The organism is Mycobacterium sp. 1465703.0 (assembly GCF_001672975.1).
In the GTDB taxonomy this organism is placed as follows: domain Bacteria; phylum Actinomycetota; class Actinomycetes; order Mycobacteriales; family Mycobacteriaceae; genus Mycobacterium.
The window spans coordinates 28,744-52,633 of the sequence record NZ_LZKU01000051.1 but is presented as its reverse complement, the minus strand read 5'-3'; the positions used below and the strand labels follow the sequence as shown (position 1 = coordinate 52,633).

22 protein-coding genes and 1 pseudogene are annotated in these 23,890 nt (G+C 66.6%); 11 read left to right on the top strand and 12 right to left on the bottom strand.

Annotation, left to right across the window (positions count from 1 at the left end; all coding sequences use genetic code 11):
- The 6 genes from nuoI to nuoN all read left to right on the top strand — a co-directional run.
- Window positions 1–451: NADH-quinone oxidoreductase subunit NuoI (gene nuoI, locus A5625_RS04725; protein WP_197515967.1), on the top strand; the 451-nt coding region annotated here is incomplete at its 5' end.
- A gap of 26 nt (window positions 452–477) precedes the next feature.
- On the top strand, window positions 478–1,266 hold the full coding sequence (locus A5625_RS04720; protein WP_156747933.1) for an NADH-quinone oxidoreductase subunit J: 789 nt from the start codon (window positions 478–480) through the stop codon (window positions 1,264–1,266).
- Window positions 1,263–1,562 (top strand): NADH-quinone oxidoreductase subunit NuoK, encoded by a 300-nt coding sequence (gene nuoK / locus A5625_RS04715; protein WP_025735676.1) that lies wholly within the window; start codon window positions 1,263–1,265, stop codon window positions 1,560–1,562. The genes A5625_RS04720 and nuoK overlap by 4 nt, the downstream gene beginning before the upstream one ends.
- An 11-nt stretch (window positions 1,563–1,573) precedes the next feature.
- Window positions 1,574–3,460 (top strand): NADH-quinone oxidoreductase subunit L, encoded by a 1,887-nt coding sequence (gene nuoL / locus A5625_RS04710; protein ID WP_066989522.1) that lies wholly within the window; start codon window positions 1,574–1,576, stop codon window positions 3,458–3,460.
- Entirely contained in the window at window positions 3,457–5,154 is a 1,698-nt protein-coding gene (locus A5625_RS04705; RefSeq protein ID WP_197515966.1) for an NADH-quinone oxidoreductase subunit M, read from the top strand. Before nuoL ends, A5625_RS04705 begins: the two co-directional genes overlap by 4 nt.
- A complete protein-coding gene (gene nuoN / locus A5625_RS04700; RefSeq protein ID WP_066989508.1) occupies window positions 5,151–6,740 on the top strand; it encodes an NADH-quinone oxidoreductase subunit NuoN in 1,590 nt (529 codons plus the stop codon). The genes A5625_RS04705 and nuoN overlap by 4 nt, the downstream gene beginning before the upstream one ends.
- An 18-nt stretch (window positions 6,741–6,758) precedes the next feature.
- On the opposite strand, the gene A5625_RS04695 is transcribed toward nuoN, so the two are convergent.
- The 5 genes from A5625_RS04695 to A5625_RS04675 all read right to left on the bottom strand — a co-directional run bounded on the left by A5625_RS04695 (window position 6,759) and on the right by A5625_RS04675 (window position 10,903).
- The gene (locus tag A5625_RS04695; RefSeq protein ID WP_232003431.1) at window positions 6,759–7,151 is read right to left on the bottom strand and encodes a hypothetical protein; all 393 of its coding nucleotides are present in this window, start codon (window positions 7,149–7,151) and stop codon (window positions 6,759–6,761) included.
- Between the two features lie 64 nt (window positions 7,152–7,215).
- Window positions 7,216–8,475, bottom strand: a complete 1,260-nt coding sequence (locus A5625_RS04690; RefSeq protein WP_066989504.1) for a DUF58 domain-containing protein — start codon at window positions 8,473–8,475, stop codon at window positions 7,216–7,218.
- 7 nt (window positions 8,476–8,482) lie between these two features.
- Window positions 8,483–9,460, bottom strand: a complete 978-nt coding sequence (locus A5625_RS04685) for a MoxR family ATPase (protein WP_066989503.1) — start codon at window positions 9,458–9,460, stop codon at window positions 8,483–8,485.
- A gap of 19 nt (window positions 9,461–9,479) precedes the next feature.
- The gene (locus tag A5625_RS04680) at window positions 9,480–9,962 is read right to left on the bottom strand and encodes a hypothetical protein (protein ID WP_066989501.1); all 483 of its coding nucleotides are present in this window, start codon (window positions 9,960–9,962) and stop codon (window positions 9,480–9,482) included.
- Window positions 9,959–10,903: a DUF4129 domain-containing protein gene (locus A5625_RS04675; RefSeq protein WP_066989499.1), complete on the bottom strand. Its 945-nt coding sequence runs from the start codon at window positions 10,901–10,903 to the stop codon at window positions 9,959–9,961. The genes A5625_RS04680 and A5625_RS04675 overlap by 4 nt, the downstream gene beginning before the upstream one ends.
- A 197-nt stretch (window positions 10,904–11,100) precedes the next feature.
- Here A5625_RS04675 and A5625_RS04670 point away from each other — a divergent pair, with 197 nt between their 5' ends.
- Window positions 11,101–12,516 (top strand): HNH endonuclease signature motif containing protein, encoded by a 1,416-nt coding sequence (locus A5625_RS04670; protein WP_066989520.1) that lies wholly within the window; start codon window positions 11,101–11,103, stop codon window positions 12,514–12,516.
- 272 nt (window positions 12,517–12,788) lie between these two features.
- Window positions 12,789–12,887 (top strand): annotated as a pseudogene (locus A5625_RS30690) (YbaB/EbfC family nucleoid-associated protein); the annotation flags it as partial.
- 271 nt (window positions 12,888–13,158) lie between these two features.
- Here the strand turns inward: A5625_RS30690 and A5625_RS28955 are convergent.
- The 3 genes from A5625_RS28955 to A5625_RS04660 form a co-directional block, all read right to left on the bottom strand.
- Window positions 13,159–13,359, bottom strand: coding sequence for a hypothetical protein (locus A5625_RS28955; RefSeq protein ID WP_156747922.1), 201 nt, complete (start codon window positions 13,357–13,359; stop codon window positions 13,159–13,161).
- A 245-nt stretch (window positions 13,360–13,604) separates the two neighbouring features.
- On the bottom strand, window positions 13,605–14,516 hold the full coding sequence (locus A5625_RS04665; RefSeq protein ID WP_066989497.1) for an SDR family NAD(P)-dependent oxidoreductase: 912 nt from the start codon (window positions 14,514–14,516) through the stop codon (window positions 13,605–13,607).
- The gene (locus A5625_RS04660) at window positions 14,513–15,115 is read right to left on the bottom strand and encodes a TetR/AcrR family transcriptional regulator (protein WP_066989495.1); all 603 of its coding nucleotides are present in this window, start codon (window positions 15,113–15,115) and stop codon (window positions 14,513–14,515) included. The genes A5625_RS04665 and A5625_RS04660 overlap by 4 nt, the downstream gene beginning before the upstream one ends.
- A gap of 45 nt (window positions 15,116–15,160) precedes the next feature.
- Here A5625_RS04660 and A5625_RS04655 point away from each other — a divergent pair, with 45 nt between their 5' ends.
- The gene (locus A5625_RS04655) at window positions 15,161–16,297 is read left to right on the top strand and encodes a phosphotransferase family protein (protein ID WP_066989494.1); all 1,137 of its coding nucleotides are present in this window, start codon (window positions 15,161–15,163) and stop codon (window positions 16,295–16,297) included.
- Window positions 16,297–17,412 carry a hypothetical protein gene (locus A5625_RS04650; RefSeq protein WP_066989492.1) on the top strand — a complete coding sequence of 372 codons (1,116 nt, stop codon included), beginning with the start codon at window positions 16,297–16,299 and terminating at the stop codon, window positions 17,410–17,412. Before A5625_RS04655 ends, A5625_RS04650 begins: the two co-directional genes overlap by 1 nt.
- On the opposite strand, the gene A5625_RS04645 is transcribed toward A5625_RS04650, so the two are convergent.
- A complete protein-coding gene (locus A5625_RS04645; protein WP_066989490.1) occupies window positions 17,395–18,774 on the bottom strand; it encodes an LLM class flavin-dependent oxidoreductase in 1,380 nt (459 codons plus the stop codon). The two genes, A5625_RS04650 and A5625_RS04645, sit on opposite strands and share 18 nt — an antisense overlap.
- Complete coding sequence (locus tag A5625_RS04640; protein WP_197515968.1) at window positions 18,771–20,009, bottom strand: MFS transporter; 1,239 nt, start codon at window positions 20,007–20,009, stop codon at window positions 18,771–18,773. The genes A5625_RS04645 and A5625_RS04640 overlap by 4 nt, the downstream gene beginning before the upstream one ends.
- A gap of 235 nt (window positions 20,010–20,244) precedes the next feature.
- Here A5625_RS04640 and A5625_RS04635 point away from each other — a divergent pair, with 235 nt between their 5' ends.
- Window positions 20,245–21,591: a flavin monoamine oxidase family protein gene (locus A5625_RS04635; RefSeq protein WP_066989487.1), complete on the top strand. Its 1,347-nt coding sequence runs from the start codon at window positions 20,245–20,247 to the stop codon at window positions 21,589–21,591.
- Here the strand turns inward: A5625_RS04635 and A5625_RS04630 are convergent.
- A complete protein-coding gene (locus tag A5625_RS04630) occupies window positions 21,586–22,551 on the bottom strand; it encodes an alpha/beta fold hydrolase (RefSeq protein ID WP_066989485.1) in 966 nt (321 codons plus the stop codon). The two genes, A5625_RS04635 and A5625_RS04630, sit on opposite strands and share 6 nt — an antisense overlap.
- Before the next feature lie 219 nt (window positions 22,552–22,770).
- Entirely contained in the window at window positions 22,771–23,868 is a 1,098-nt protein-coding gene (locus A5625_RS04625) for a helix-turn-helix domain-containing protein (protein ID WP_066989483.1), read from the bottom strand.
- Between the last annotated feature and the right edge of the window lie 22 nt (window positions 23,869–23,890).

Below are 23,890 nucleotides of genomic sequence, written 5' to 3'. Positions count from 1 at the left end.
AGGCGTCATGCCGCGCTATCACGGCCGCCACCAGCTCAACCGCTATCCGGACGGTCTGGAGAAATGCATCGGGTGCGAGCTGTGTGCATGGGCGTGCCCGGCCGACGCGATCTACGTCGAGGGCGCCGACAACACCGAGGAACTCAGGTACTCGCCCGGGGAGCGCTACGGCCGGGTGTACCAAATCAACTACTTGCGCTGCATCGGCTGCGGTCTGTGCGTCGAGGCCTGCCCGACCCGGGCGCTGACGATGACCAATGACTACGAGATGGCCGACGACAACCGCGCCGACCTGATCTATGAGAAGGACCGGCTGCTGGCGCCGCTGTTGCAGGACATGCTCGCCCCGCCGCACCCCCGCACCGCCGGCGCCACCGACAAGGATTACTACCAGGGCAACGTGACCGCTCACGGGTTGCGGGAAACTCAGCAGGCCGGAGAATCCCGGTGACTGGATTGACCAGCCAGGCCGTCACCCTGGCGTCCAGTTTCACGCAGGACACCATCGTTCGAACGTCGACCGGCGAAGCGGTGACGTTCTGGGTGCTGGGCGCGCTGGCCGTGCTCGGCGCGCTCGGCGTGGTAGTGGCCGTCAACGCCGTGTACTCGGCGATGTTTTTGGCGATGACGATGATCATCCTGGCGGTGTTCTACATGATCCAGGACGCGCTCTTCTTGGGTGTCGTCCAAGTCGTGGTCTACACCGGCGCGGTGATGATGCTGTTCTTGTTCGTGCTGATGCTCATCGGAGTGGATTCCGCGGAATCGCTCAAGGAGACGCTGCGCGGCCAGCGCGTCGTCGGCGTGGCGGCCGGCGTCGGATTCGGCATCCTGCTCATCGCCGCCATCGGCAACGTAGCCACCGGTGGTTTCGCCGGGCTGACCACCGCCAACGCCGCCGGCAACGTGGAAGGGCTGGCGGCGCTGATCTTTTCGCGCTACCTGTGGGCGTTCGAGCTGACCAGCGCGCTGCTGATCACCGCGGCGGTCGGGGCTATGGTGCTGGCGCATCGCGAGCGTTTCGAGCGCCGCAAGACACAACGCGAGCTGTCCCAGGAGCGTTTCCGGTCCGGCGCGCATCCCACCCCGCTGCCCGGCCCCGGTGTCTACGCACGGCACAACGCGGTCGACGTCGCCGCGCTGCTACCGGACGGCTCGTATTCGAAACTTTCGGTGTCGCCAATCCTGCAAAGCCGCGGCGCCGACGGCAAGAAGACCCCGTCCCCTGAGTCGAGCCCGAGTCTCTCACAAGGCGGTACGTCGTGAATCCGGCTAATTACCTTTACCTTTCGGCGCTGTTGTTCACCATCGGCGCCTCCGGTGTGTTGTTGCGCCGCAACGCCATCGTGATGTTCATGTGCGTCGAGTTGATGCTTAATGCGGTCAACCTCGCCTTCGTCACGTTCGCGCGGATGCACGGCCACCTGGACGGGCAGATGATCGCGTTCTTCACGATGGTGGTCGCCGCCTGCGAAGTGGTCATCGGCCTGGCCATCATCATGACCATCTTCCGCGCCCGCAAATCGGCATCCGTCGACGACGCGAACCTACTCAAAGGCTGATGAACGCCAATATGACTCAATACACTCCGCTGCTGGTGGCGCTGCCATTGGCGGGCGCGGCAATCCTGCTGTTCGGTGGGCGACGCACCGACCGGTGGGGGCATTGGCTGGGCTGCGCGACCGCCCTCGCGGCATTCGGACTGGGCCTGAGCCTGCTCAGTGAACTGCTCGGCCGCGCCGCCGATGACCGCGTCCTGCACCAGAAGGTGTTCAGCTGGATCCCCGTCGGCCAGCTGCAGGTAGACCTTGGGCTGCAAATCGACCAGCTGTCGGTGTGTTTCGTCCTGCTGATCTCCGGAGTCGGCTCACTGATCCACATCTATTCGGTCGCCTACATGGCCGAAGACCCGGACCGCCGAAGGTTTTTCGGTTACCTCAACCTGTTCCTGGCCTCGATGCTGCTGCTGGTCGTCGCCGACAACTACGTGGTGCTCTACGTCGGCTGGGAAGGCGTGGGCCTGGCGTCCTACCTGCTGATCGGGTTCTGGTACCACAAGCCGACGGCGTCCACCGCGGCCAAGAAGGCGTTCGTGATGAACCGGGTCGGTGACGCCGGGCTGGCCCTGGGAATGTTCTTGATGTTCAGCACTTTCGGCACGCTGTCGTATGCCGGGGTCTTCGCCGGCGCACCGGCCGCCGGTCGCGGAGCGCTGACGGCCATGGGATTGCTGTTGCTGCTGGGTGCCTGCGCCAAGTCCGCGCAAGTCCCGCTGCAAGCCTGGTTGGGTGATGCCATGGAGGGCCCCACCCCGGTGTCCGCGCTGATCCACGCCGCCACCATGGTGACCGCCGGGGTGTATCTGATCGTGCGGTCCAATCCGCTGTACAACCTGTCCCCCGATGCGCAACTGGCCGTGGTCATCGTGGGTGCGGTGACGCTGCTGCTCGGAGCGTTCATCGGGTGCGCCAAGGACGACATCAAGCGCGCGCTGGCGGCATCGACGATGAGCCAGATCGGCTACATGGTGCTGGCCGCCGGCCTCGGTCCGGCCGGTTACGCCTTCGCGATCATGCACCTGCTCACTCACGGCTTCTTCAAGGCCGGGTTGTTCCTCGGCTCCGGCGCGGTGATTCACGCGATGCACGAAGAGCAGGACATGCGACGCTACGGCGGCCTGCGTGCGGCGCTGCCCATCACGTTCATCACCTTCGGTCTGGGATACCTGGCGATCATCGGTGTGCCGCCGTTCGCGGGCTACTTCTCGAAAGACGCCATCATCGAGGCGGCGCTGGCTACCGGCGGCACCCGGGGTTACCTGCTGGGCGGCGCCGCGCTACTGGGCGCGGGCGTGACCGCGTTCTACATGACGCGGGTGATGCTGATGACCTTCTTCGGTAAGAAACGCTGGGGCCCGGGTGCCCACCCGCACGAGGCACCCGGCCTGATGACGGTGCCGATGATCTTGCTGGCGCTCGGCTCGGTGTTCTCAGGTGGGCTGCTCGCGGTCGGCGGCACCCTGCAACGCTGGCTCGAACCCGTCGTCGGCAAACACGAGGAAGTGACCCACGCTTACCCGGTCTGGGTCAGTTCCGCACTGGCGCTGGGTGTCGTCGTCGTCGGAATCGCGGTGGCCTACCGGCTGTATGCGAACACCGCCATCCCGCGGGTGGCGCCGCTGTCCGTCTCGCCGTTGACCACGGCGGTACGCAAAGACTTCTACAGCGATGCCTTCAATGAGGAGGTATTCATGCGCCCCGGTGCGCAACTGACTCACGCGCTTGTCGAGATCGACAACGCGGGTGTCGACGGCTCGGTCAACGCGCTGGCGGCACTGGTGAGTTCGACTTCAAATCGGTTGCGGGGGCTGCAAACCGGCTTCGCCCGCAACTACGCATTGTCGATGCTGACGGGCGCGGTGCTGGTAGTCGCGCTGATCCTGGCGGTGAAACTGTGGTGAGTAACGTTCCTTGGCTCAGCGTGCTGTGGCTGGTGCCGCTGGCCGGCTCCGTGCTGATCATCCTGATGCCGGCTGGGCTGCGACAGCTCGCCAAGTGGACCGGTCTGGTCTTCGGCGTCGCGACCCTGGCGGTGGCCATCGTCGTCACCGCCGGGTTCAAGACCGGTGGTGCGCCTTACCAATTCGTCGAAAGTCATCAGTGGATCCCGGCTTTCGGTGCCGGCTACACGCTGGGCGTGGACGGCATCGCGGTGGTGCTGGTGCTGCTGACCGCGGTGCTGATCCCGGTGCTGCAGGTGGCCGGATGGAACGACGGTGACGGCGATGCTGACGACCCGCTGCGCCCGGCTACGCCGCGCTTGCGGTCATCAGGTGGCGGCGATGCTGACGACCCGCTGCGCCCGGCTACGCCGCGCTTGCGGTCGTCAGGTGGCGAGCGCACCCGCAGCGTGCAGGCCTACATCGCGCTGACATTGGCCATCGAATCGATGGTGCTGATCTCGGTCGTCGCGCTGGACGTGTTGCTGTTCTACGTGTTCTTCGAGGCCATGCTCGTCCCGATGTACTTCCTGATCGGGGGTTTCGGCGGCGGGGTCGGCAGGTCGCGCGCTGCCGTGAAGTTCTTGCTGTACAACCTGTTCGGCGGGTTGATCATGCTAGCCGCGGTGATCGGGCTGTATGTGGTGACCTCGCAGCACGGTTCGGGCACCTTCGATTTCCGCGAGATCGTGGCTGGCGTCGCCTCCGGCCGCTACGGCGCGGATTCCGCGGTGTTCAAGGCGCTGTTCTTGGGCTTCATGTTCGCGTTCGCAATCAAGGCGCCGCTGTGGCCGTTCCATCGCTGGTTGCCCGACGCCGCGGTCGAGGCGACCCCGGCGACCGCGGTGCTGATGATGGCGGTGATGGACAAGGTCGGCACCTTCGGCATGCTGCGTTACTGTCTGCAGCTGTTCCCCGGTGCCTCAACGTATTTCCGCCCATTGATCGTCGTGCTGGCAGTCATCGGGGTGGTCTACGGCGCGATCGTCGCCATCGGCCAGACCGACATCATGCGGCTGATCGCCTACACCTCCATCTCGCACTTCGGATTCATCATCCTGGGCATCTTCGTGATGACCAACCAGGGGCAGAGCGGGTCGACGCTCTACATGCTCAACCACGGCCTGTCCACGGCCGCGGTGTTCCTGATCGCCGGGTTCCTGATATCGCGGCACGGCAGCAGGGCGATCGCCGACTACGGCGGCGTGCAAAAGGTGGCGCCCATATTGGCGGGCACCTTCCTGGTGTCGGCAATGGCAACCTTGTCACTGCCCGGTCTGGCGCCGTTTATCAGCGAATTTTTGGTCCTGTTGGGAACTTTCAACAGATACTGGCTGGCCGCCGGATTCGGGGCGACCGCGCTGGTGCTCTCGGCCGTGTACATGCTCTGGCTCTACCAGCGCGTGATGACCGGACCGGTCGCCAGTGGCAACGAGAAGATCGGTGATCTGAGGGCACGCGAATTGATCGTCGTCACACCGTTGATCGCGCTGCTGCTGGTTCTCGGCATCTACCCCAAGCCTGTACTCGACATCATCAATCCGGCCGTCGAGAACACCATGACCACCATCGGCCAGCACGATCCCAAACCGACCGTTCCGGTGGCAACGTCTCGACCGGCCGAGCTACCCCGGACCGCCGAAGGACCGCGATGACCCTTCCAACCCCGAGCATCCAGTACTTCCTGCTCTGCCCAATGCTCATCGTGTTCGGCGTCGCCGTGGTGGGCGTCCTCGCAGAGGCGTTCCTGCCCAGGCGAATTCGCTACACCGCACAGGTGACCCTCTCGCTCGGCGGTCTGATCGCGGCATTCGTGGCAGTCATCGCCGTGAGCCGCTCGATTCAGAGCTCCGGGCGCACCGCGGTACTGGGCGCCATGGCCATTGACCGCCCGACGCTGTATCTGCAGGGCACGGTGCTGCTGGTCGCCGTGATGGCGGTCATCTTCATCGCCGAACGCACCCAGGCCCCAGCGGACAGCAAGATCGCTGTGGGGGTCGGCACGGCCGGCTCGGGCGGCCTGGACTCCTTCACTCCACAGGCATCGGCAGTGCCCGACAGCGACGCCGAACGGGAGGCACAGCGGGCCGGGGCAGCCCAGACGGAGTTGTTCCCGCTGGCACTGCTGTCCGTCGGCGGCATGATGGTCTTTCCCGCGTCCAACGACCTGTTGACCATGTTCGTCGCGCTGGAAGTGCTGTCCCTGCCGCTGTACCTGATGTGCGGTCTGGCCCGTCATCGCCGCCTGCTGTCACAGGAAGCGGCGATGAAGTACTTTCTGCTGGGCGCGTTTTCGTCCGCGTTCTTCCTCTACGGTGTGGCGCTGCTCTACGGCGCGACCGGCACCCTGCTGCTGACCGGTATCCGCGATACGCTTGCCGCGCATGGCGACACGTCGATGGCGCTGGTCGGTGTGGGGCTACTGTCGGTCGGCCTGCTGTTCAAGGTCGGTGCCGTCCCGTTCCATTCGTGGATTCCCGACGTGTACCAGGGCGCGCCAACCCCCATCACGGGGTTCATGGCTGCGGCCACCAAGGTCGCGGCTTTCGGTGCGCTGCTTCGGGTGATCTACGTGGCGCTGCCTCCACTGCACGATCAGTGGCGCCCGGTGCTGTGGACCATCTCCATCCTGACCATGGCGGTCGGCACCATCACCGCGGTGAACCAGACCGACGTCAAACGCATGCTGGCATATTCGTCGGTCGCCCATGTCGGATTCATCCTCACCGGCGTGATCGCGGACAACCACACGGGCCTTTCCTCGACGTTGTTCTATCTGCTGGCCTACAGCTTCAGCACCGTCGGCGCGTTCGCCATCGTCGGTTTGATCCGGGATGCAGACGGTGTTGAAGACGCCACCCTCTCGCACTGGGCGGGGCTTGGGCAGCGTTCCCCAATTGTCGGCGTGATGTTTTCGATGTTCTTGCTGGCCTTCGCGGGCATTCCTTTGACGAGTGGATTCGTCAGCAAGCTCGCCGTGTTCAAGGCTGCCGCCCAAGGCGGCGCAGTGCCGCTGGTTATCGTCGGTGTGGTCGCCAGCGGCGTCGCCGCCTACTTCTACGTGCGGGTGATCGTGTCGATGTTCTTCACCGAAGCAACCGAGGACACCCCGCATGTCGTGGCGCCGGGCATCTTGAGCAAGGCCGCTATCGCGGTATGCGCCGCAGTCACCGTGGCGTTGGGCATCTTCCCGCAGCCGCTGCTCGATCTGGCCGACCAGGCCGCCCAACTGCTGCACTGACGCAGCCTCACCCGATGGTCAGCTCAAGAACGGCCGGGTGGCCAGCAGGTAGATCAGCAATGCCCCCAGCGGGGCGATCAACGGCAACCACGGCAACTGCAACGGAAACGACGCCGCCACCAAACCGGCGACGGTAAACCCCACGGCGCCAACCGCGGTCGGCCAGCTGTCCAGCACCACCGGCGCGGACATTCCGACCGCATGGCGGCATACCAGGTAGGAGGCGGCGCACAGTCCCGACAGTGCGACGAACACCAGCGGCGGGTGCGACAGCATGACTGTGACCGCCGCCAGTAGCACGGCAACCGTTGCGGCAGTACGGAATACCATGCCGATCGCGACCGCGATCAGCGCCGGCACCCAGGCGGCAACGGCGAATCCGTGCCAGCCGTCGGCGGCCAGTCCCACCATGAGCAGACCGAATCCCGTCGCGAACGCGGGTGCGCCCACCCGCGCTAACGCGTCCGCACCGCCGTCAGCCACGAAGCCTCCCCCGCACCCGACGGCGCCGATCCGGCAGCACACCCATGGACTGCTCCAGACCGCTGTCGCTCGGCCACGCCACAATGTCCACCCCGATGGTGGCCATGTCACGATACATAGCGGAGCGCTGCAGCGCCCACATCCGGTCCACCAAGGGATCCTGTTCGTCTTCAAACGGCGACCTATCGAGGATGTCGACGGCCAGCACGACATGGCCCCGCCTGCGCAGATCGATTAAGGCCAGCGCGAATTCGGTGTCGAGCAATGTGGAAAACGCGATGACGATCGCCCCGGCGGGAACGGCCGCGCGCGGCGCCAACGTGCCCGTGGTGTGTTCGAATCGATCGCCGGCGCCAAGCACGGTGTCGAGCACCCGGTAGAACTGGCGCTGCCCGATGTCAGCCCCCAGCCAGCGCGGGCGGTTGCCCCCGAGTGCGACGATGCCGGCCCGGTCGCCGTAGCGCAACGCGGTTTGCACCACTTGCGCCGCGCCGCGAACGACTCGTTCAGTGGCCTCGGTCGCAGGTCCCGCCGGCTGCCGATACCCGTCGATCAGCACCACCACGTCGGCGGCACGGTCGGTCAGCCGCTGCGTCACATGTAGTTGGCCGCGGCGTGCGCTCACCGGCCAATTGACGGCGCGCAGTTGGTCACCGGGCACGTACGGGCGAATGTCGGCGTATTCCACACCCGGACCGATATGCCGGGTCAAGTGGGCACCCAACCGGTCGAGCAACTCGGTCTGTGGGATGGGCGTCGGCTGCGGCGGCGTCAACGGGAAGACGATGACGTCGGCGGCCCCGACGACGGCCGTTCCGGTGACCAACCCGCCGCGGGCAACGACATCGACGCGCGCCCCAATGGAGTACCGGCCCCAGCGCTGCGCGGTGGCCGTGATGGTTTTCGTTTGGCCCGAATCGGATTCGGGGATCTCGAACTCCATGCCCGCTATGTCCGGAACCGTGACCTGGACGGCCGAAGCCCCGTCTTGTTGGCTCACCCATACCCTGATGTGTGCCGGCTCATGTTCGAAGCAGCGCTGAGTGTCGGGCTCGCCGTGCACGTGAATCGCCGGGACAGGTCGTTGCCAGCTGAGGGAGCACAGCACGCCGAGCAGCGGTGCAGCGAAGGCGATCAGTTGCCACTGGGCGCCGATCACGGCAGCGGCCATCGCGAACCCGGCGCAAGTGGCGATAGCTCGCGTCAATTCCGATGCACGCCAGCGCAACTCGGCCCGCACGCTGCTCGTCACGGTGGGCTCATCCGGACTCTCCGGTGCTGGCGCCGGTGCGGGGCACCGGGAGGCGGTGCAGCAGCTCTCCGATGACATCGGCGCCCTGGATCTTGCGGACCCACATTTCCGGGCGCAGGGTGATGCGGTGTGAAACCGCCGCGGTGGCAAGCGCCTTCACGTCCTCGGGGATCACGTAGTCGCGACCGAGCAGCAACGCGCGGGCGCGCGCGAGTTGCACCAGATCGAGTTCGGCGCGCGGGCTGGCGCCCACCGCAACCTGCGGGTGGTGCCGCGTCGCGTTGGCCAGCGACACCACGTAGTGCAGGACGTCTTCGTGCACGGTCACCTGCTCGACCGATTCACGCATGGCCAGCAGGTCGTGCGCATCCACCACCTGATCGACCACCGGTTCGGCCGAACCGCGTTCGAGGCGGCGGCGCAGCATCGACGTCTCATCGCTCTCACTGAGATACCGCAGTTCCAATCTGATCGCGAAGCGGTCGAGTTGCGCCTCGGGCAGCGGATATGTGCCCTCATACTCGATCGGGTTGTCGGTTGCCAGGACGATGAAAGGCTTTGGCAGTTGGTGTGTTTCGCCGTCGATGCTGACCTGGCCTTCGGCCATCGCCTCCAGCAGCGCCGCCTGAGTCTTGGGCGGAGTGCGATTGATCTCGTCGGCCAGCAACAAGTTGGTGAAGATGGGTCCGGGCCGGAATGCGAAGCGACCGGACTGCATGTCGTAGATCGTTGACCCGAGCAGGTCCGCCGGCAACAGGTCGGGCGTGAACTGCACCCGGGTGAATTGCAGTCCTAGCGCTGCGGCAAAGGACCTCGCGATCAGTGTCTTACCCAGGCCGGGGAGGTCTTCGATGAGGATGTGGCCGCGCGCGAGGACTGTGGTGAGGATGAGCTTCAGCGCGGAGCGTTTTCCGACCACCACGCGTTCTATTTCGTCCAGAATCGCCTCGCAGTGTGCGGTCGTGGTTGCGGCCGGCAGCGTCATATTCGGGTCGCGCCTCCTGTCATACCTGCTCGAGCTTCAGCAGAATCTCTTCCAGCGCCGCGCGGCCCGGGCCGGGTTGGCTGTCACCGCTGCGCGTGACGTTGTTGGGGTTGACCCACTCCCACAGTTCCACGCCGAAAAGCATGCGCCCGGTTACGTGAAAGGCCGCGGGATCCTTGGATTGCCGTTGACCGGTTGTCATTTCGTAACGGCGCGCGAGCATCGGCCGCAGATGCCGGTCCCAGTCGGCGCGGGTTGACTCCGCCCACCGGATCGTCGTCTCGGTCTTGGAGAGCCAGCGGCGCAACGAATCCCCTAGCTCGTCGGCGTCCGGCTCTGCGTCGGCCGCGGCTCCGCGCGCCAGGGCACGACGAAGACTGAGCAGCACCAGAGCCAGCCCGACACCGGAGGCCGTCAATACCAGCCGTCGATCATGCTGCGCCAGAGCCAGCAGCTCTATGCCGATGATGAGACAAATGCCCAGCGTCGTCGTCTTTTTCATACGACGCTCCGCGAACCCAGCTCGTCGAGCACCAGCCGCAGCACGCGCACCGCCATGTCGCGATGGCCTTCGTTCATCACGTGAGGGCTGAATCGCGCCTCGGCGAACAGGTTCACCAATTGGACGGCGTTATCGGCGTGCAGGGCGTGGTGTTCAACCGCACGGGCCAACACCTCGGTCGGGGTGTCGAATTCCTGGGGGACGGCACCGGGAACATGCGCGAGTTCACGTTCCATCGCGGCATAGCAGGCGATGATCGCCTCTCTCGGTTCACGGCTGAGGTCGGTCATCTCGGCCAGTCCACGCTCGGCTGCCCGCGCCAGCGATTCAGAACGCGCCGGCGGCACCGGAGATTCGCCGGGTTCGTCGGCCATGGCGGGTGCCACCGGCCGCCACCGCCGCCGCGTCGCGGCGACCGTTCCGGCGACAAACACCATCAACATCGCGACGGTGCTGGCAAGCAGGATCCCGAGCACGTTCTGCGAGCCGTCGCGAGGACGATGCGGATTCTGCTGCGCAGGCGGCGCGGGGGCATGCGCCGACGGTGCCGCGCCGCTATCCGGTGGTGACGGAGCAGGAGCGACTGAGTGTGTTGTAAACAGCCGGGCCAACAGCATCACGATCAGCAGCCAGGCCGCAATCACGCCGAGTCCGATCAGCAGCACGCGCCAGGTCGGTCGACCCTTGCCGGTGCCGAGCATGCCGGACAGCGCGCCGGCACTCGGCGCGGGCGCGCGCGGGTCCCGCAATCGCGCCACCACGGCGATCGTGATCAGGGCAAGCGTCACAGCGAGCAGGGCCACCACGAAGGCCAGCGCCGCCCGGCCGCCCGATTCGCTGCGTACCGCGTCCTGGCGAGCGGGGATGTAACCGTGAAGCGCGGCAGCGACCATGAGCAGCAGAGCGATCAGGGCAACGACCCGCCCTGTCGGCTTGTCCATACCAAGCATTGGCACACCACTCGACCGGTTGCCTGCCGCCGTTGCGGCACTAGCTTTGCTCATACTTGCACGTCAGGGGTGCGAGGGCCAGGACCGGCGTTCGCGCTTATCCACAGTCGGCAGTTCATCCACATATCTCCCTTCGGCCGGTTGAAATCGAACGTATGTTCTATAGCGTGGACCGGGTGGGCACTTTTATGGACGCCGAACGGGCGCGGGAGCGAATCTGCTCCGCGCTTGACGCGATCGATGCGGCCCATGAAGCGCTGCGTCAGACTCCGTCGGAGATGGTCGGCAACGCCTTTCGGGTTGACCTGGCCGAACGGCTGGAAGCCCAGGACCGCATCAATCGGGGTCTGATGTATCGGGTCTTCGGTGAGATCGCCGACCCACCGGACGAGGCGGCGTGTGTGCCAGCGGTGCGCGGCGTGTTGTGGGCGCGGCTTCGCATCACGCCCAGAGAAGTCGCGCGCCGCTTCAGGCTCGCGGCGCGTCTGCGGCCGCGACGTTCGCTGACCGGCGCACCGTTGGCACCCGAGCTGCCGGCGTTGGCCGCGGCGGTGGCCGCCGGGGCGGTCGGCGAAGACCACATCCGCGCCGTGTGCGCCGCGGTCGACACGTTGCCGTCCTGCGTCTCCCCTGTCGATGCGGCCGACGCGGAGCGCACGTTGGTGCAGCACGCGACGAAGCTCGACGCCGCGGTGGTCACCAGGCTGGGCCACCGGATTGCCGACTATCTCAATCCCGACGGCCGTTTCACCGATGTCGATCGGGCGCGCCGTCGGGGTCTGCAGCTGAGCCCGCAAGGGCCCGACGGGATGTCGAGGCTCACCGGCCTACTGGATCCCGAGGCCCGTGCTTACTTCGAAGCCCTGGAAGCGGCGGTGCGGCCCGGCCGCCACCAGACGCCCGACAGCGATCCCGAGGCGCGCGACGACCGCACACCGGCCCAACGCTGCCACGACGCCCTCAAGCTCGGCCTCGAAACGGCTATCGCCACCGGCGGTTTAGGGAGACACCGCGGCCATCCCGTCACCGTGATCGCGACCACCACGCTGGCCGAACTGGACCAGGCCGCGCACGCAGCGGTCGACGATTCGATTCCGATGCCCGCGCCTGCGCGCACCGGCGGCGGCTCGCGGCTGCCGATGCCGGATCTGATTCGCATGGCCGCCAAGGCAATTCACTATCTCGCGGTGTTCGACGAGCACACCGGCCGGCCGTTGTATCTCGGGCGCCAGAAACGGATCGCAACCGCGGATCAGCGCCTCATCTGCTTCGCCCGGGACCGCGGATGTACCCACCCCAGTTGCCTGGCACCCGGCTATCACTGCGAGGTCCACCATGCACACGAATGGGCGGACGGAGGCGGGACCGACGCCGACAACCTGTTCTTCGCCTGCGGCTCCGACCACGGCGCGGTGGGCAGGGGCGAATGGCGCACTTCGGTCGTCGGCAATGGGCGACTTGGTTGGACCGACGGCCATGGACCGCCCGCCGTCAATCACGCTCACCATCCCGATGAGCTCCTTCGCGGCGATCCCGACGAGCTCCTTCGGGGCGATCCTGACCCATTCTTTCGCGGCGATCCCGACCCGAATGAAGGTAATTGACGTTGCAGTAGTTTTGGCGCCATCCGTTTTGTTACCAATTTCGCCGGGTAGCCGGGGTGGGTCCATCCAATCGACATTGGGAGAAAAATATGGGCGCCACAAGAAATCACGTCACGCCTGCACGCCGGCCACTCGCAACGCTCAGTGCGGGTGTGGCTGCGCTTGCTGTGAGCGGAGCACTCGGTGCGGCGATTGCCCCCGCTGCCGCAGCCCCGTCCATACCAGGCAACGGAAATGAGCCCACAGTAAGGTTCCTGCCGGACGATCCGCCGCCACCTGCACCGCCGGGACCTCCTGGCGCTCCAAACACTCCGGGCGTCCCTGGCGCACCGGGCGCCCCGCAACCAATGGGCGCACCTAGCGCACCGGGCGCCCCGCAACCGTTGGGCGCACCCACCGCACCAGGCGCACCGGGTACACCTACCGCACCTACCGCACCCGGCGCACCGGGGGCACCTGCTGCCGGACCGGGCGCACCAGGCGCACCGGGTGCACCGCAACCGATGGGCACACCCACAGCACCAGGCACACCGGGCGCACCTACCGCACCAGGCGTCCCCGGCGCACCTGCTGGCGGACCGGGCGCCCCGGGCGCTCCCGAACCAATGGGCGCACCCACCGCACCAGGCACACCGGGCACACCTACCGCACCTGGCGTAGCCGGCGCACCGGGAGCACCTGCTGCCGGACCGGGCGCCCCAGGGGCTCCGGAACCAATGGGCGCACCCACCGCACCAGGCACGCCTGGCGCACCTGCCGCCCCTGGCGCGCCGGGCGCTCCGGCACCGCTGGGCACACCCACCGCACCTGGCGTCCCCAGCGCACCGGGTGCACCGGGTGCACCGGGTGCACCTAACGCGCCGGGAGTCCCGGGCGCACCTGGAGCCCCGGGTGTTCCCGGGCCCGCGGCACCAGCTGGCCAGTAAACCGGGCCGGTTCTGACCCGTCGCGACGGCGGATGGCTCAGCAGTAACCGTGATGGGGGAAGCGAGATGCTTTCCCCATCACGGCTGCCAAAGCGAACTCGAAGGCTGGTCGAATAACCGCAGCCGCGGCACATTCAGCGCGTTGACCGCGAACGCGCCGCGCTAGTCCACCGTGAAGGGCCGCAAGCTGCCGTCGAGCACTTGAAGGTGGCCGATCGTGCGCCCGGTGACCTTGGCGGGATCGACCAAAGCCAATTCGACTGCTGCGCGGGCGAATTCATCCGCAGACGCGGTGTCATCGAAGTTGCGGGCATAGTACGAGAGCCCCGGCGTGAGAATAGCTTTGGACGGCGACAACGCGTTGACCGCGATGTGGTGGTCGGTCAGATCGTATGCCGCGCACTGGGTCAGGTGCTCGAGCGCGGCCTTGGACCCGCCGTAGCCGGGCAACACCCCGCCGCTGCGGTCGGCGTACGGGCCGTCGCCGGGCAGTCGCGAGGCGACCGAGGTGATGTTGATGATCGAGCCGCCTCCGGCCTCGATCATGTCGGGGCACACCATCTGCATCAGCTCGTAAGCGGCGAAAACCGCGATGTCGAAATGCCGCCGATACGCGTGCAAAGGAGTGCTGACGAAACCCGGCCAGCCGGGTTTGGCGGCCTCAGCTGGCTTGGCACCGCCCGCGGCGTTGGCCGCCGGCTTACCGGCGCCCTTGTCGGGCTTGTCACGCGGTTGCGCACCCGGCACCGGCGGGCGGCCGGGCGCGGTAAAGGCCGCATTGTTGACGAGAATTCCAATGGGGCCCAACGCCTCTCGTGCCGACTCCACCAGCCGGGCGATTTGGTCGCGGTCGGTCAGATCGGCCCGTACCGCCACCGCGTGGCCGCCGGCCGCCTCGATGTCGGCTACCGTCTCGCCGATGGTCCCCGGCAGTCGGTCATCCCATACTTCTTCGGTGCGTCCGGCGACCGCCACCGCGGCGCCCTCGGCCGCCAGGGCCAATGAGATCGCCCGTCCCAGGCCGCGGCTACCTCCGGTGACGATCGCGGCACGGCCCGCGAGTCGCCCCGTCATCGCCGTACCCCATGCACCACGATGGCCGTGGTTTGCTCCACCCATGCATCGTCGAGGTCTTCTTCCGGGCGCAGCAGCATTCGCAGCATGGTCGCTCCCCCAATCAGTTCGATCAAGCGGTCCGGATCCACATCGGGATGCGCTTCGCCGCGGTCGACCGCCTCACGCAACCGCATCCGCACCGCGGTGAACAAGTCCGCGAATCGCGCCATCACTCGCGCGTTGAGCGCGGGGTCGGCCGTCATGTCGGCAACCAACCCGGGCAGCGCGGCCCGCACCACCGGCGTGGTGAATACGTCACGGGTGGCCTCGATCATCATCCGCATGTCGGCGGCGATGTCCCCGGCCGGCGACTCCAGCGCGGTCGGAGTCGTCGGGAAGGCAGCCTCGTGCACCAGTTCGGCTTTGCTCGACCACCGCCGGTACAGCGCGGATTTCGTGGTGCCCGCGCGTTCGGCAACCGCGGCCAGGCTGATGTTGGAATAGCCCGTTTGGACAAGCAATTCCGCGGTCGCCGATAGGATGGCCGAGTCGATACGCGGATCGCGCGGGCGGCCGGCGCCGGAAGCCTTGTCAAGGCCGGACGGGTCTGCTTTCATAACGCTACCTACCGTATCGTAATTGCCTCAACGAAGGAGGCACCTATGGCAACAGAACCGGCGGTCGACAATGTCGACCGGCTCCAGCGCTCCAGTCGCGACGTCACGACGTTGCCGGCGGTCATGTCACGTTGGCTCTCCACCGTACTGCCGGACGCCGCGAAACCCGAGGTGACCGTGGAGAGTGGCGTGGACTCGACGGGTATGTCGTCGGAGACCATCATTCTCACCGCGCGCTGGCAGCAGGATGGGCGGCCGACTGAGCAGAAGCTTGTCGCGCGGGTGGCGCCGACCGCCGAGGACGTGCAGGTCTTCCCGACCTATCGGCTAGACCACCAATTCGACGTCATCCGCAAAGTCGCCGAACTGACCGACGTGCCCGTGCCTCGGGTGCGCTGGCTGGAGAACACCGGCGACGTCCTCGGCACCCCGTTTTTCGTGATGGACTACGTCGCGGGTGAGGTGCCCCCCGACGTCATGCCTTATACGTTCGGCGGCAACTGGTTCGCCGACGCGCCCGCCCAGCGCCAGCGCGAACTGCAGGACGCCACCGTCGGCGTACTGGCGACGCTGCACTCGATTCCGGACGCGCAGAACAAGTTTGGGTTCCTCACCAAGGGTCAGACCGGGGACACCGCGTTGCGCAAGCACTTCAATTGGGTGCGGTCCTGGTATGACTTCGCGGTACCCGACATCGGCCGATCACCCTTGCTGGAGCAAACCTTCGACTGGCTGGAGGCCAACTGGCCGGCTGAGGCGGCCGCCGCCGAGCCGGTGCTGCTGTGGGGCGACGCCCGGGTCGGCAACGTGTTGTACAACGACTTCCGGCCGGTGGCGGTACTGGACTGGGAGATGGTGACGCTGGGGCCGCGTGAGCTCGATGTGGCCTGGATGATATTCGCGCACATGGTCTTTCAAGAGCTCGCCGGCCTGGCAACGTTGCCGGGGCTGCCCACGGTGATGCGCGAGGAGGACGTGCGCGCCACCTATGCGCGGCTGGCCGGCGTCGAAGTCGGTGACCTGCACTGGTTTTACGTGTACTCCGGCGTGATGTGGGCGTGTGTATTCATGCGCACCGGGGCCCGGCGGGTGCATTTCGGCGAGACCGAAAAACCCGAGGACGTCGAATCCCTGTTCTACCACGCCGGATTGATGCGAAGGCTTATCGGAGAGGACCAATAATGCTCGGACCGCTCGACGAATTTCCGGTACATCAGATTCCCCAGCCGATCGCGTGGCCGGGCTCATCGGACCGCAACTTCTATGACCGCTCCTACTTCAACGCCCACGACCGAACCGGGAACATCTTCGTCATCAGCGGTATCGGCTATTACCCCAACCTCGGGGTGAAGGACGCGTTCTTGCTCATCAGGCGCGGTAATACCCAGACCGCGGTACATGTTTCGGACGCTATCGATCAGGATCGGCTCAATCAGCACGTCAACGGTTACCGGATCGAGGTCATCGAGCCGCTGCAGAAGCTGCGACTGGTGCTCGACGAAACCGAGGGCCTCGCAGCCGATCTCACCTGGAATGGGCTGTTCGACGTCGTCCAGGAACAACCGCACGTGCTGCGGTCAGGCACCCGAGTCACGCTGGACGCGCAGCGCTTCGCGCAGCTGGGCAGCTGGAGCGGGCACATCCTGATCGACGGCGAGGAAATCACCGTCGACCCCAACACCTGGCTGGGCAGCCGCGACCGGTCCTGGGGCATCCGTCCGATCGGCGAGGCCGAACCCGCGGGCCGGCCCGCCGACCCGCCATTCGAGGGCATGTGGTGGCTCTATGTGCCGATGGCCTTCGACGAGTTCGCGATCGTGCTGATCATCCAGGAGGAGCCCAACGGGTTCCGTTCGCTCAACGACTGCACCCGCATCTGGCGCGACGGCCGCGTCGAGCAGCTGGGCTGGCCGCGAGTCAAGATCCACTACCGGTCCGGGACCCGCATCCCGACCGGCGCGACCATCGATGCCACCGCCCCCGACGGCACCGCAGTGCACTTCGACGTCGAGTCCAAGCTGCCGGTGCCTATTCACGTCGGCGGCGGCTACGGCGGCGACTCGGACTGGATACATGGCACCTGGAAGGGCGAGAAGTTCGCCGAGCGGCTGACCTACGACATGACCGACCCGGCCATCGTCGCCCGCGCGGGCTTCGGCGTGATCGACCATGTCGGCCGTGCGGTGTGCCGCGACGGCGACGGCGAGCCGGTGGAGGGCTGGGGCCTGTACGAGCACGGCGCGCTGGGTCGGCACGATCCGTCCGGATTCACCGACTGGTTAACCGTCGCTCCGTAGCCGGTACCGCGCGCCGGGGTGATCGTCGGGCAGCAGCGGCCCGGCGGTCCCCAACCGTTGCCGCAGGGTCGAACGCGGCGGGTGCTCGGGCACGCGTCCGCGTCGACGCAGCTCGGGGACAACCAGCTTGGCGAAATCGACGAACGTACCCGGGGTGGTCACGTAGGCCAGATTGAACCCGTCGACGTCGGCTTCGGCCACCCACCGCTCGAGTTCGTCGGCCACTTCGGTCGGCGAACCCACCAGCACCGGGCCGCGGCCGCCGATGCCGATCTCGTCGGCCAGTTCCCCTACCGTCCACGCTCGCTCCGGGGCCGCGGTGGTGAACGAGGCCAGCGCCGAGCGGTTGGCGTCCGTCTCGACGTACTTGAGCGGTTCGTCGGGGTCCCGTTCGGCCAGGTCGACCCCGGTCCAGCCGCCGAACAGCGCCAGCGCACCGGCGGGGCTGACGAACCGCCGGTATTCACGCAGTTTGGCGACGGCCTCGTGGTGGGTCTCGGCGAGCACCGGGGTCACCATGGTGAACACCTTGATAGAACGCGGATCCCGGCCCAGCTCGGCGGCGGCCGTGCGCAACGCCCGCACCGGACCACGCACGATCTGCGGTGTCGGACCCGAGACGAAGACCGCCTCGGCGTGAGCCGCCGCGAACCGGATGCCCCGCGGTGACGCCCCGGCCTGAAACAGCACCGGCGTACGTTGCGGCGACGGCTCGCACAGAAACGGGCCGGGCACCGAGAAATAGCGACCCTTGTGCTCGATGGCGTGCACCTTGGCCGGGTCGGTGTACACGCCCCGTTCCGCGTCGCGAACCACGGCGTCGGCCTCCCACGATCCCTCCCACAGCTTGTAGCAGACCTCGAGGTACTCGTCGGCGATCTCGTAGCGCTGGTCGTGCGGGATCTGCGCGTCCAGGCCCAAATTCCTTGCCGCACTGTCCAAATAGGAAGTCACGATGTTCCATGCCACCCGGCCGCCGGTGAGGTGATCCAGCGTCGAGAGCCTGCGGGCCAGCGCATATGGCTGTTCGTAGGTCAGCGACAGGGTGATCCCGAAGCCGAGGTTGTCGGTCACCGCCGCCATCGCGGAGACCGCCGCGGTCGGGTCGTTGACCGGGAACTGCGCGGCGTCGGCGACCGCCGCGTCTCGGGACGCCCCGTAGACGTCGTAGACCCCGAGCACATCGGCGAGAAACAGCGCGTCGAACCCGCCGGTCTCCAGGATGCGGGCCAACTCGGTCCAATAGCCCAGTTCACGGTAGCGGTAACCCTGATCATCGGGGTGACGCCATAACCCCGCCGACTGATGCCCGACGCAGGCCATGTCGAAGGCGTTGAGAAAGATCCTGCGCGGCTCACTCATCCGATCTGATCCTCACGCGTCTCGCGCGCCGCAGCTGCGGCGGCGATCGTGATCGCCGCGAGCACCGCGAAGTAACCCACGATCAACCACGGCCTGCCGCCGCCGAGGACCAGTAGCGATGCGGCGATCAACGGCGCGAAACCTCCGGACAGCACCGCGCCGATCTGATAGCCCAGCGACGCGCCGCTATAGCGCACCCGGGTGTCGAAGAGTTCGGCGAACCAGGCCGCCTGGGGCCCATACATCGCATCATGAACCACGTTGACACCGAACACGATTGACAACACCACCCACAGCGCCGATCCGCTGCCGGCGGCCACGAAGAACAACACCAGGGCCACGACTCCGGCCAGCGCGCCGAACAGATACGGCGGCCGCCGCCCCACCCGATCCGACAGCAGCGCCCAGCCCGGCGTGCTGAGGAAGCCCAGCGCCGACGAGACCAGCACCGCGATCAGACCCACCGCGCTGCTCTTGCCGAATGAATCCTGAAGGTAGGTTAATGAATACGTCGTCAGCAGCACGAAAAGCCCGATCTGCGAAAGGCGCAACCCGGTGGTGATGACGACATTGCGCGAATCCGTGCGCAGCACTTCCACTATCGGCAGTCGGGCAAGTTCGTCGTGCTGCTTGAGCCGATCGAAAATCTCGGCATCGGTCAGCTTGAGCCGGACGAGCAGGCCGACCAAGACCAGAAAGATGCTCAGCAGGAAGGGAATTCGCCATCCGTAGCCGAGGAAAGCGGTGGGGCCGGTGACCTTGCGGACGAGAAAGAACACCGAGGTCGCCAACAGCATGCCAGCAGGGGAGCCCAGCTGAGTGAAGCTGCCGAACAGTCCGCGGCGATCGGGCGGTGCATGCTCCACCGAGAGTACCGCGGCACCACCCCATTCCGCGCCCACGGCAAGCCCTTGCAGCACACGCAGCGACGCCAGCAGCGCCGGTGCCAACAGCCCGGCCTCGGCATAGGTCGGCAACGTTCCGATGGCCGTGGTGACCAGACCCATCACCAACAGCGCGCCCACCAGAACGGCTTTGCGGCCCAACCGGTCGCCGAAGTGCCCGGACAATACCGCACCGAGGGGCCGGGCCCCGAATCCGGCGGCGTAGGTGGCGAACGATGCCAGGGTGCCCGCGGTCGGTGAGATGTTGGGGAAGAACAGCGGTTTGAAGACCAGCGCGGATGCGGTCGCATACAGGTAGAAGTCATACCACTCGATGGTGGTGCCGATCATGCTGCCCAGAGCCACCGTACGCAGGTCGGGCTTGGCGTCGGCGACCGGGGCCGAACTGGCCGAACTGGCAGCAGGACTGGTGGCAGAGCTGGTCGAAATCACGTGGTCGCAGCGTAATTAACATAGTGAGGGCGGCATATGTTTGCCATCGCCGTGATGCGAACGCCCAGCGGTCCATCGTCCAGCTTCGGCGAATTTGCCCTAAAAACCGCGCAAATGCGGTTCACTAGACCGCGTGTCGAAACCGCCGCGGATTGTAGACGTTGTCGTGGTCGGTGCCGGCTTTGCCGGACTCGCCGCAGCGCGGGAGCTGACACAGCAGGGCCATGACGTGGTGGTTTTCGAGGGCCGGGACCGGGTCGGCGGGCGGTCGCTGACCGGCAGTGTCGCCGGATTGCCGGCCGATCTGGGCGGCACGTTCGTGGGACCGACCCAGGACGCCGTGTTGGCGATGGCGGCCGAACTCGACGTTCCGACCACCCCGACACACCACGACGGCAAGAACCTGATCCACTGGCGCGGGTGGACGCACGCGTATCACGGCACCATCCCCAAGCTTTCGCTGACCGGCCTGCTAGACATCGGGCGACTGCGGTGGCAGTTCGACAGGATCGCCCGCAGCATCCCGCTGGCGGCACCGTGGGATGCCCGCCGCGCGCGCGAACTCGACGGCCTGTCGCTCGGCAGCTGGTTGCGCTCGGTCCGCGCGACCGCGTCCTCCCAGGACCTGCTGGCGATCGTGGCGCGGGTGACCTGGGGATGTGAACCCGACGAGGTGTCGATGCTGCACGCCGCCCGCTACGCGCACGCCGCCGGCGGGCTGGACCGGCTGCTCGATGTCGAGGATGGTGCCCAACAGGACCGTTTTCCCGGTGGCACGCAACAGATCGCCGAGGCCGCGGCCGCCGAACTGGGCACCCGGGTGGTGCTCAACGCCCCGGTACGGCGGATCGAGCGACACGGCGCAGGCGTCACCGTCACAACCGACCTTGGCGAGACCGAGGCCGGATTCGTCATCGTCGCCATCCCGCCGGCCCATCGCACCTCGATCGAGTTCACTCCCCCGCTGCCCGCCGAGTACGAACAACTCGCCCGGCACTGGCCGCAGGGTCGGCTCAGTAAGGCCTACGCCGCCTACTCCACGCCGTTCTGGCGGACCAACGGATTTTCCGGGCAGGCCTTGTCCGACGAGGGCCCCGTCTTCATTACGTTCGACGTCAGTCCGCACCCGGACGGCCCCGGCGTCCTGATGGGTTTCGTCGACGCCCGGGCCTTCGACTCGCTACCCGGCGATCAGCGCCGCCGTGACGCATTGCGCTGCTTCGCAACGCTTTTCGGTGATGATGCGCTCAAACCTTTGGACTATGTCGATCATCGTTGGGGCGTCGAGGAATTCGCTCCCGGCGGCCCTACCGCTGCGGTGCCGCCGGGATCCTGGACGAGATTCGGGCCGTGGTTACGTGAACCGGTCGGGCCGATTCACTGGGCCGGCACCGAAACCGCCGACGAGTGGACCGGGTTCCTCGACGGCGCCATCAGGTCCGGGCAGCGCGCGGCGGCCGAGATCACCGCCCTGCTATGAGCTGATCCGGCGGGTGGCCGCGTTGTGCATCGCCATTTCGGCGAGGCCGCGCAACTGACGGTTCACCTCGCGCGGGTGTTCCAGCATCGAGCAGTGGCCGCCGGGCAGTTCCACCAACTCGATCAGATTGGGCGCGCTGCGTGCGATCTCGCGGGACTGGCTGATCGGTGTCAGCCGGTCGCGTTCGCTGCCGATGACCAGCGTCGGGACGGTCAGCCCGTCCAGGTTGAGATACCGGGACCCCAACGAGGCGACCAGCGCCCTCGCGCATCCGGCCCGGCCCGCGGGTGATGTCTTTTCGAAGAGCTCGTAGACAATCCTGGCGATGCTCGGGTCGGCGTCGCGTCCGGTCGCCAGCATCGCCACCACGTAGCGGCTCGGAATGCGCGCCGCACCCGGCACCGGGAACCCGCCGAACGCGTTGATCAGGGCACGCCCGGCCAGAACTCGAGCCGGTGACAATCCGTATGGGGCCGACAGGAGTTGCACCTTTCCGATCAGATCACCGGTGGTGGTGTTGATCAGCGCGACGGCGTCCGCACGACGGGGAACCTTGTGGCGGTAGCGCTCCGACCAGGCGGCGATGGTGATGCCGCCCATGGAGTGACCGGCCACCACCGCCCGCTCGTGCGGCGCCAGGGTCGCATCGAGCACCGAATCTAGATCGGATGCAAGGTGTTTGAGGCTGTAGTTCTTGGTTCTCGGCACGCCGCTGCGGCCGTGGCCGCGATGATCGAAGGCGATCACCCGGTAGTCGGTGGACAGGTCTGCGATCTGATATGCCCACGCCCGAATCGCGCAGGTGATGCCGTGCGCCAAGACAATCGGATAACCGTCGGGCGGTCCGAAGACCTCGGCGTGCAGCCGGGTACCGTCGGCCGCCCGGACCGTCACAGTCTCACTCGGCGGCAACTGGTCGGGGAACGGGTCAACTGGGCGAGCCGAACGTCGAGCACTCATGACCGCTCCCCCTCCAACGCGTCGCCGTTGCCGCAGCAAGGATGCGACGATCTTAGCCTTCAGTGCGGTCCGTTTTTGGGAATTTCGCCAAGAAATTCTTACGAGCCGCTTATATTTGTGTTCTGGTCGCGGCCGCGACCGGCGTGGTCGACGTGCGATCGCGGTCGCCTGCGCTTCGCACCAGCCCGCCTGCACAACGGGGCGTTCATCCCCCGCAGGTCAGGACGCCGAAGATTGTTGCCTCAGCGTGGTGTGCGGGCTTTGGCCATAGGTCCGCCGGTAGAGCACCGCGAAGCGCCCGGTGTGCGCGAACCCCCACCGCTGGGCGATTTCGGTGACCGTCGAGTTGGCGCTCGTTGCCGCTATCAACTCTTGATGAGCGCAGCTGAGCCGGACACGACGCATGTACTCGGTCGGCGTGGTATCGAGTTGGCGGCGGAAAAGGTACTGGACCGCCCTGGGCGTCAGATGCACCGCGGCAGCGACGTCGTTGATGCCGATGTCCTCGTTGGTATGGCAGTGGATGAAAGCCACCGCCTCTTTGAGTGTTTCGGGTAGCGCGAGGTCGCTGGCCGGGTCCTGCTCGGCCAGGTTGGACGGGTAGCACTCGAGCAGCGCGCCGGCCAACAAATTGGCCATACCCGCGACAATGAGCGGTTGGTGGGCGCTATCGACGGAGGCCAGCGTCGTAACCACGTAATCCAGCGCTCGCTGCCAGGCACGTACGGCAGCTCGTGACCGTGGCCGCCAATTGATGAACTGGGTCTGCTGCACCAGCGACGTGCGCCAATCTGCGGCGACTTTGTGCAGCACGTCCGCCTCGATTGTCACGACATCGAAACGTGCACCGTTGCAATGTAATACGCATGGCATACCGTGTGCGACGAGAATGGGAAAGTCCGCGGTCACCACAGGGCCCCCCGCGATGCCCAATGATCCCGCGCGCGGCTGGATCACCACAACGGTGTCGGACGCCGGGATCTCGAGTGCCAATCGCCCTTGAACGATGACCTCGTCGACCGTCATCGAGTGAGCCTCACTGCGCCGATGTGTCACCGCGGCATGGTTGGCCAGCCCGGATATCCGCCAGCCCGGCTGGTACGCGGTGGCGAAGAAGCGACAGGCCGCTTGCGTGTCGCTAGTGCGAAACTGCTTGTATTCCACCGCGACTGGATGGAACGTGTGCAACGCTGGATCGCGCCCCAGCGCGGGACGAGCCGGGCAATAGCCGGCCCGTGTCGCTTCAATGGGTTCACCGGCAGAACCGACCGACCCGTTTAGGGGTTTGACGTCGGTCCCCCTTGTCGCGCTAGTCACGGCCAGCCTCGAGGACGGGCCC

Coding starts and splice junctions, on each gene's coding strand:
- A5625_RS04630 (WP_066989485.1), bottom strand. CDS start 22,551: ATGAGTGCTCGACGTTCGGCTCGCCCAGTTGACCCGTTCCCCGACCAG.
- A5625_RS04665 (WP_066989497.1), bottom strand. CDS start 14,516: ATGACGGGGCGACTCGCGGGCCGTGCCGCGATCGTCACCGGAGGTAGC.
- nuoN (WP_066989508.1), top strand. CDS start 5,151: ATGACCCTTCCAACCCCGAGCATCCAGTACTTCCTGCTCTGCCCAATG.
- A5625_RS04650 (WP_066989492.1), top strand. CDS start 16,297: ATGCTCGGACCGCTCGACGAATTTCCGGTACATCAGATTCCCCAGCCG.
- A5625_RS04695 (WP_232003431.1), bottom strand. CDS start 7,151: ATGGTGGGACTGGCCGCCGACGGCTGGCACGGATTCGCCGTTGCCGCC.
- A5625_RS04685 (WP_066989503.1), bottom strand. CDS start 9,460: ATGACGCTGCCGGCCGCAACCACGACCGCACACTGCGAGGCGATTCTG.
- nuoL (WP_066989522.1), top strand. CDS start 1,574: ATGACTCAATACACTCCGCTGCTGGTGGCGCTGCCATTGGCGGGCGCG.
- A5625_RS04645 (WP_066989490.1), bottom strand. CDS start 18,774: ATGAGTGAGCCGCGCAGGATCTTTCTCAACGCCTTCGACATGGCCTGC.
- A5625_RS04670 (WP_066989520.1), top strand. CDS start 11,101: ATGGACGCCGAACGGGCGCGGGAGCGAATCTGCTCCGCGCTTGACGCG.
- A5625_RS04655 (WP_066989494.1), top strand. CDS start 15,161: ATGGCAACAGAACCGGCGGTCGACAATGTCGACCGGCTCCAGCGCTCC.
- A5625_RS04660 (WP_066989495.1), bottom strand. CDS start 15,115: ATGAAAGCAGACCCGTCCGGCCTTGACAAGGCTTCCGGCGCCGGCCGC.
- A5625_RS04675 (WP_066989499.1), bottom strand. CDS start 10,903: ATGGACAAGCCGACAGGGCGGGTCGTTGCCCTGATCGCTCTGCTGCTC.
- A5625_RS04640 (WP_197515968.1), bottom strand. CDS start 20,009: ATGATCGGCACCACCATCGAGTGGTATGACTTCTACCTGTATGCGACC.
- A5625_RS04680 (WP_066989501.1), bottom strand. CDS start 9,962: ATGAAAAAGACGACGACGCTGGGCATTTGTCTCATCATCGGCATAGAG.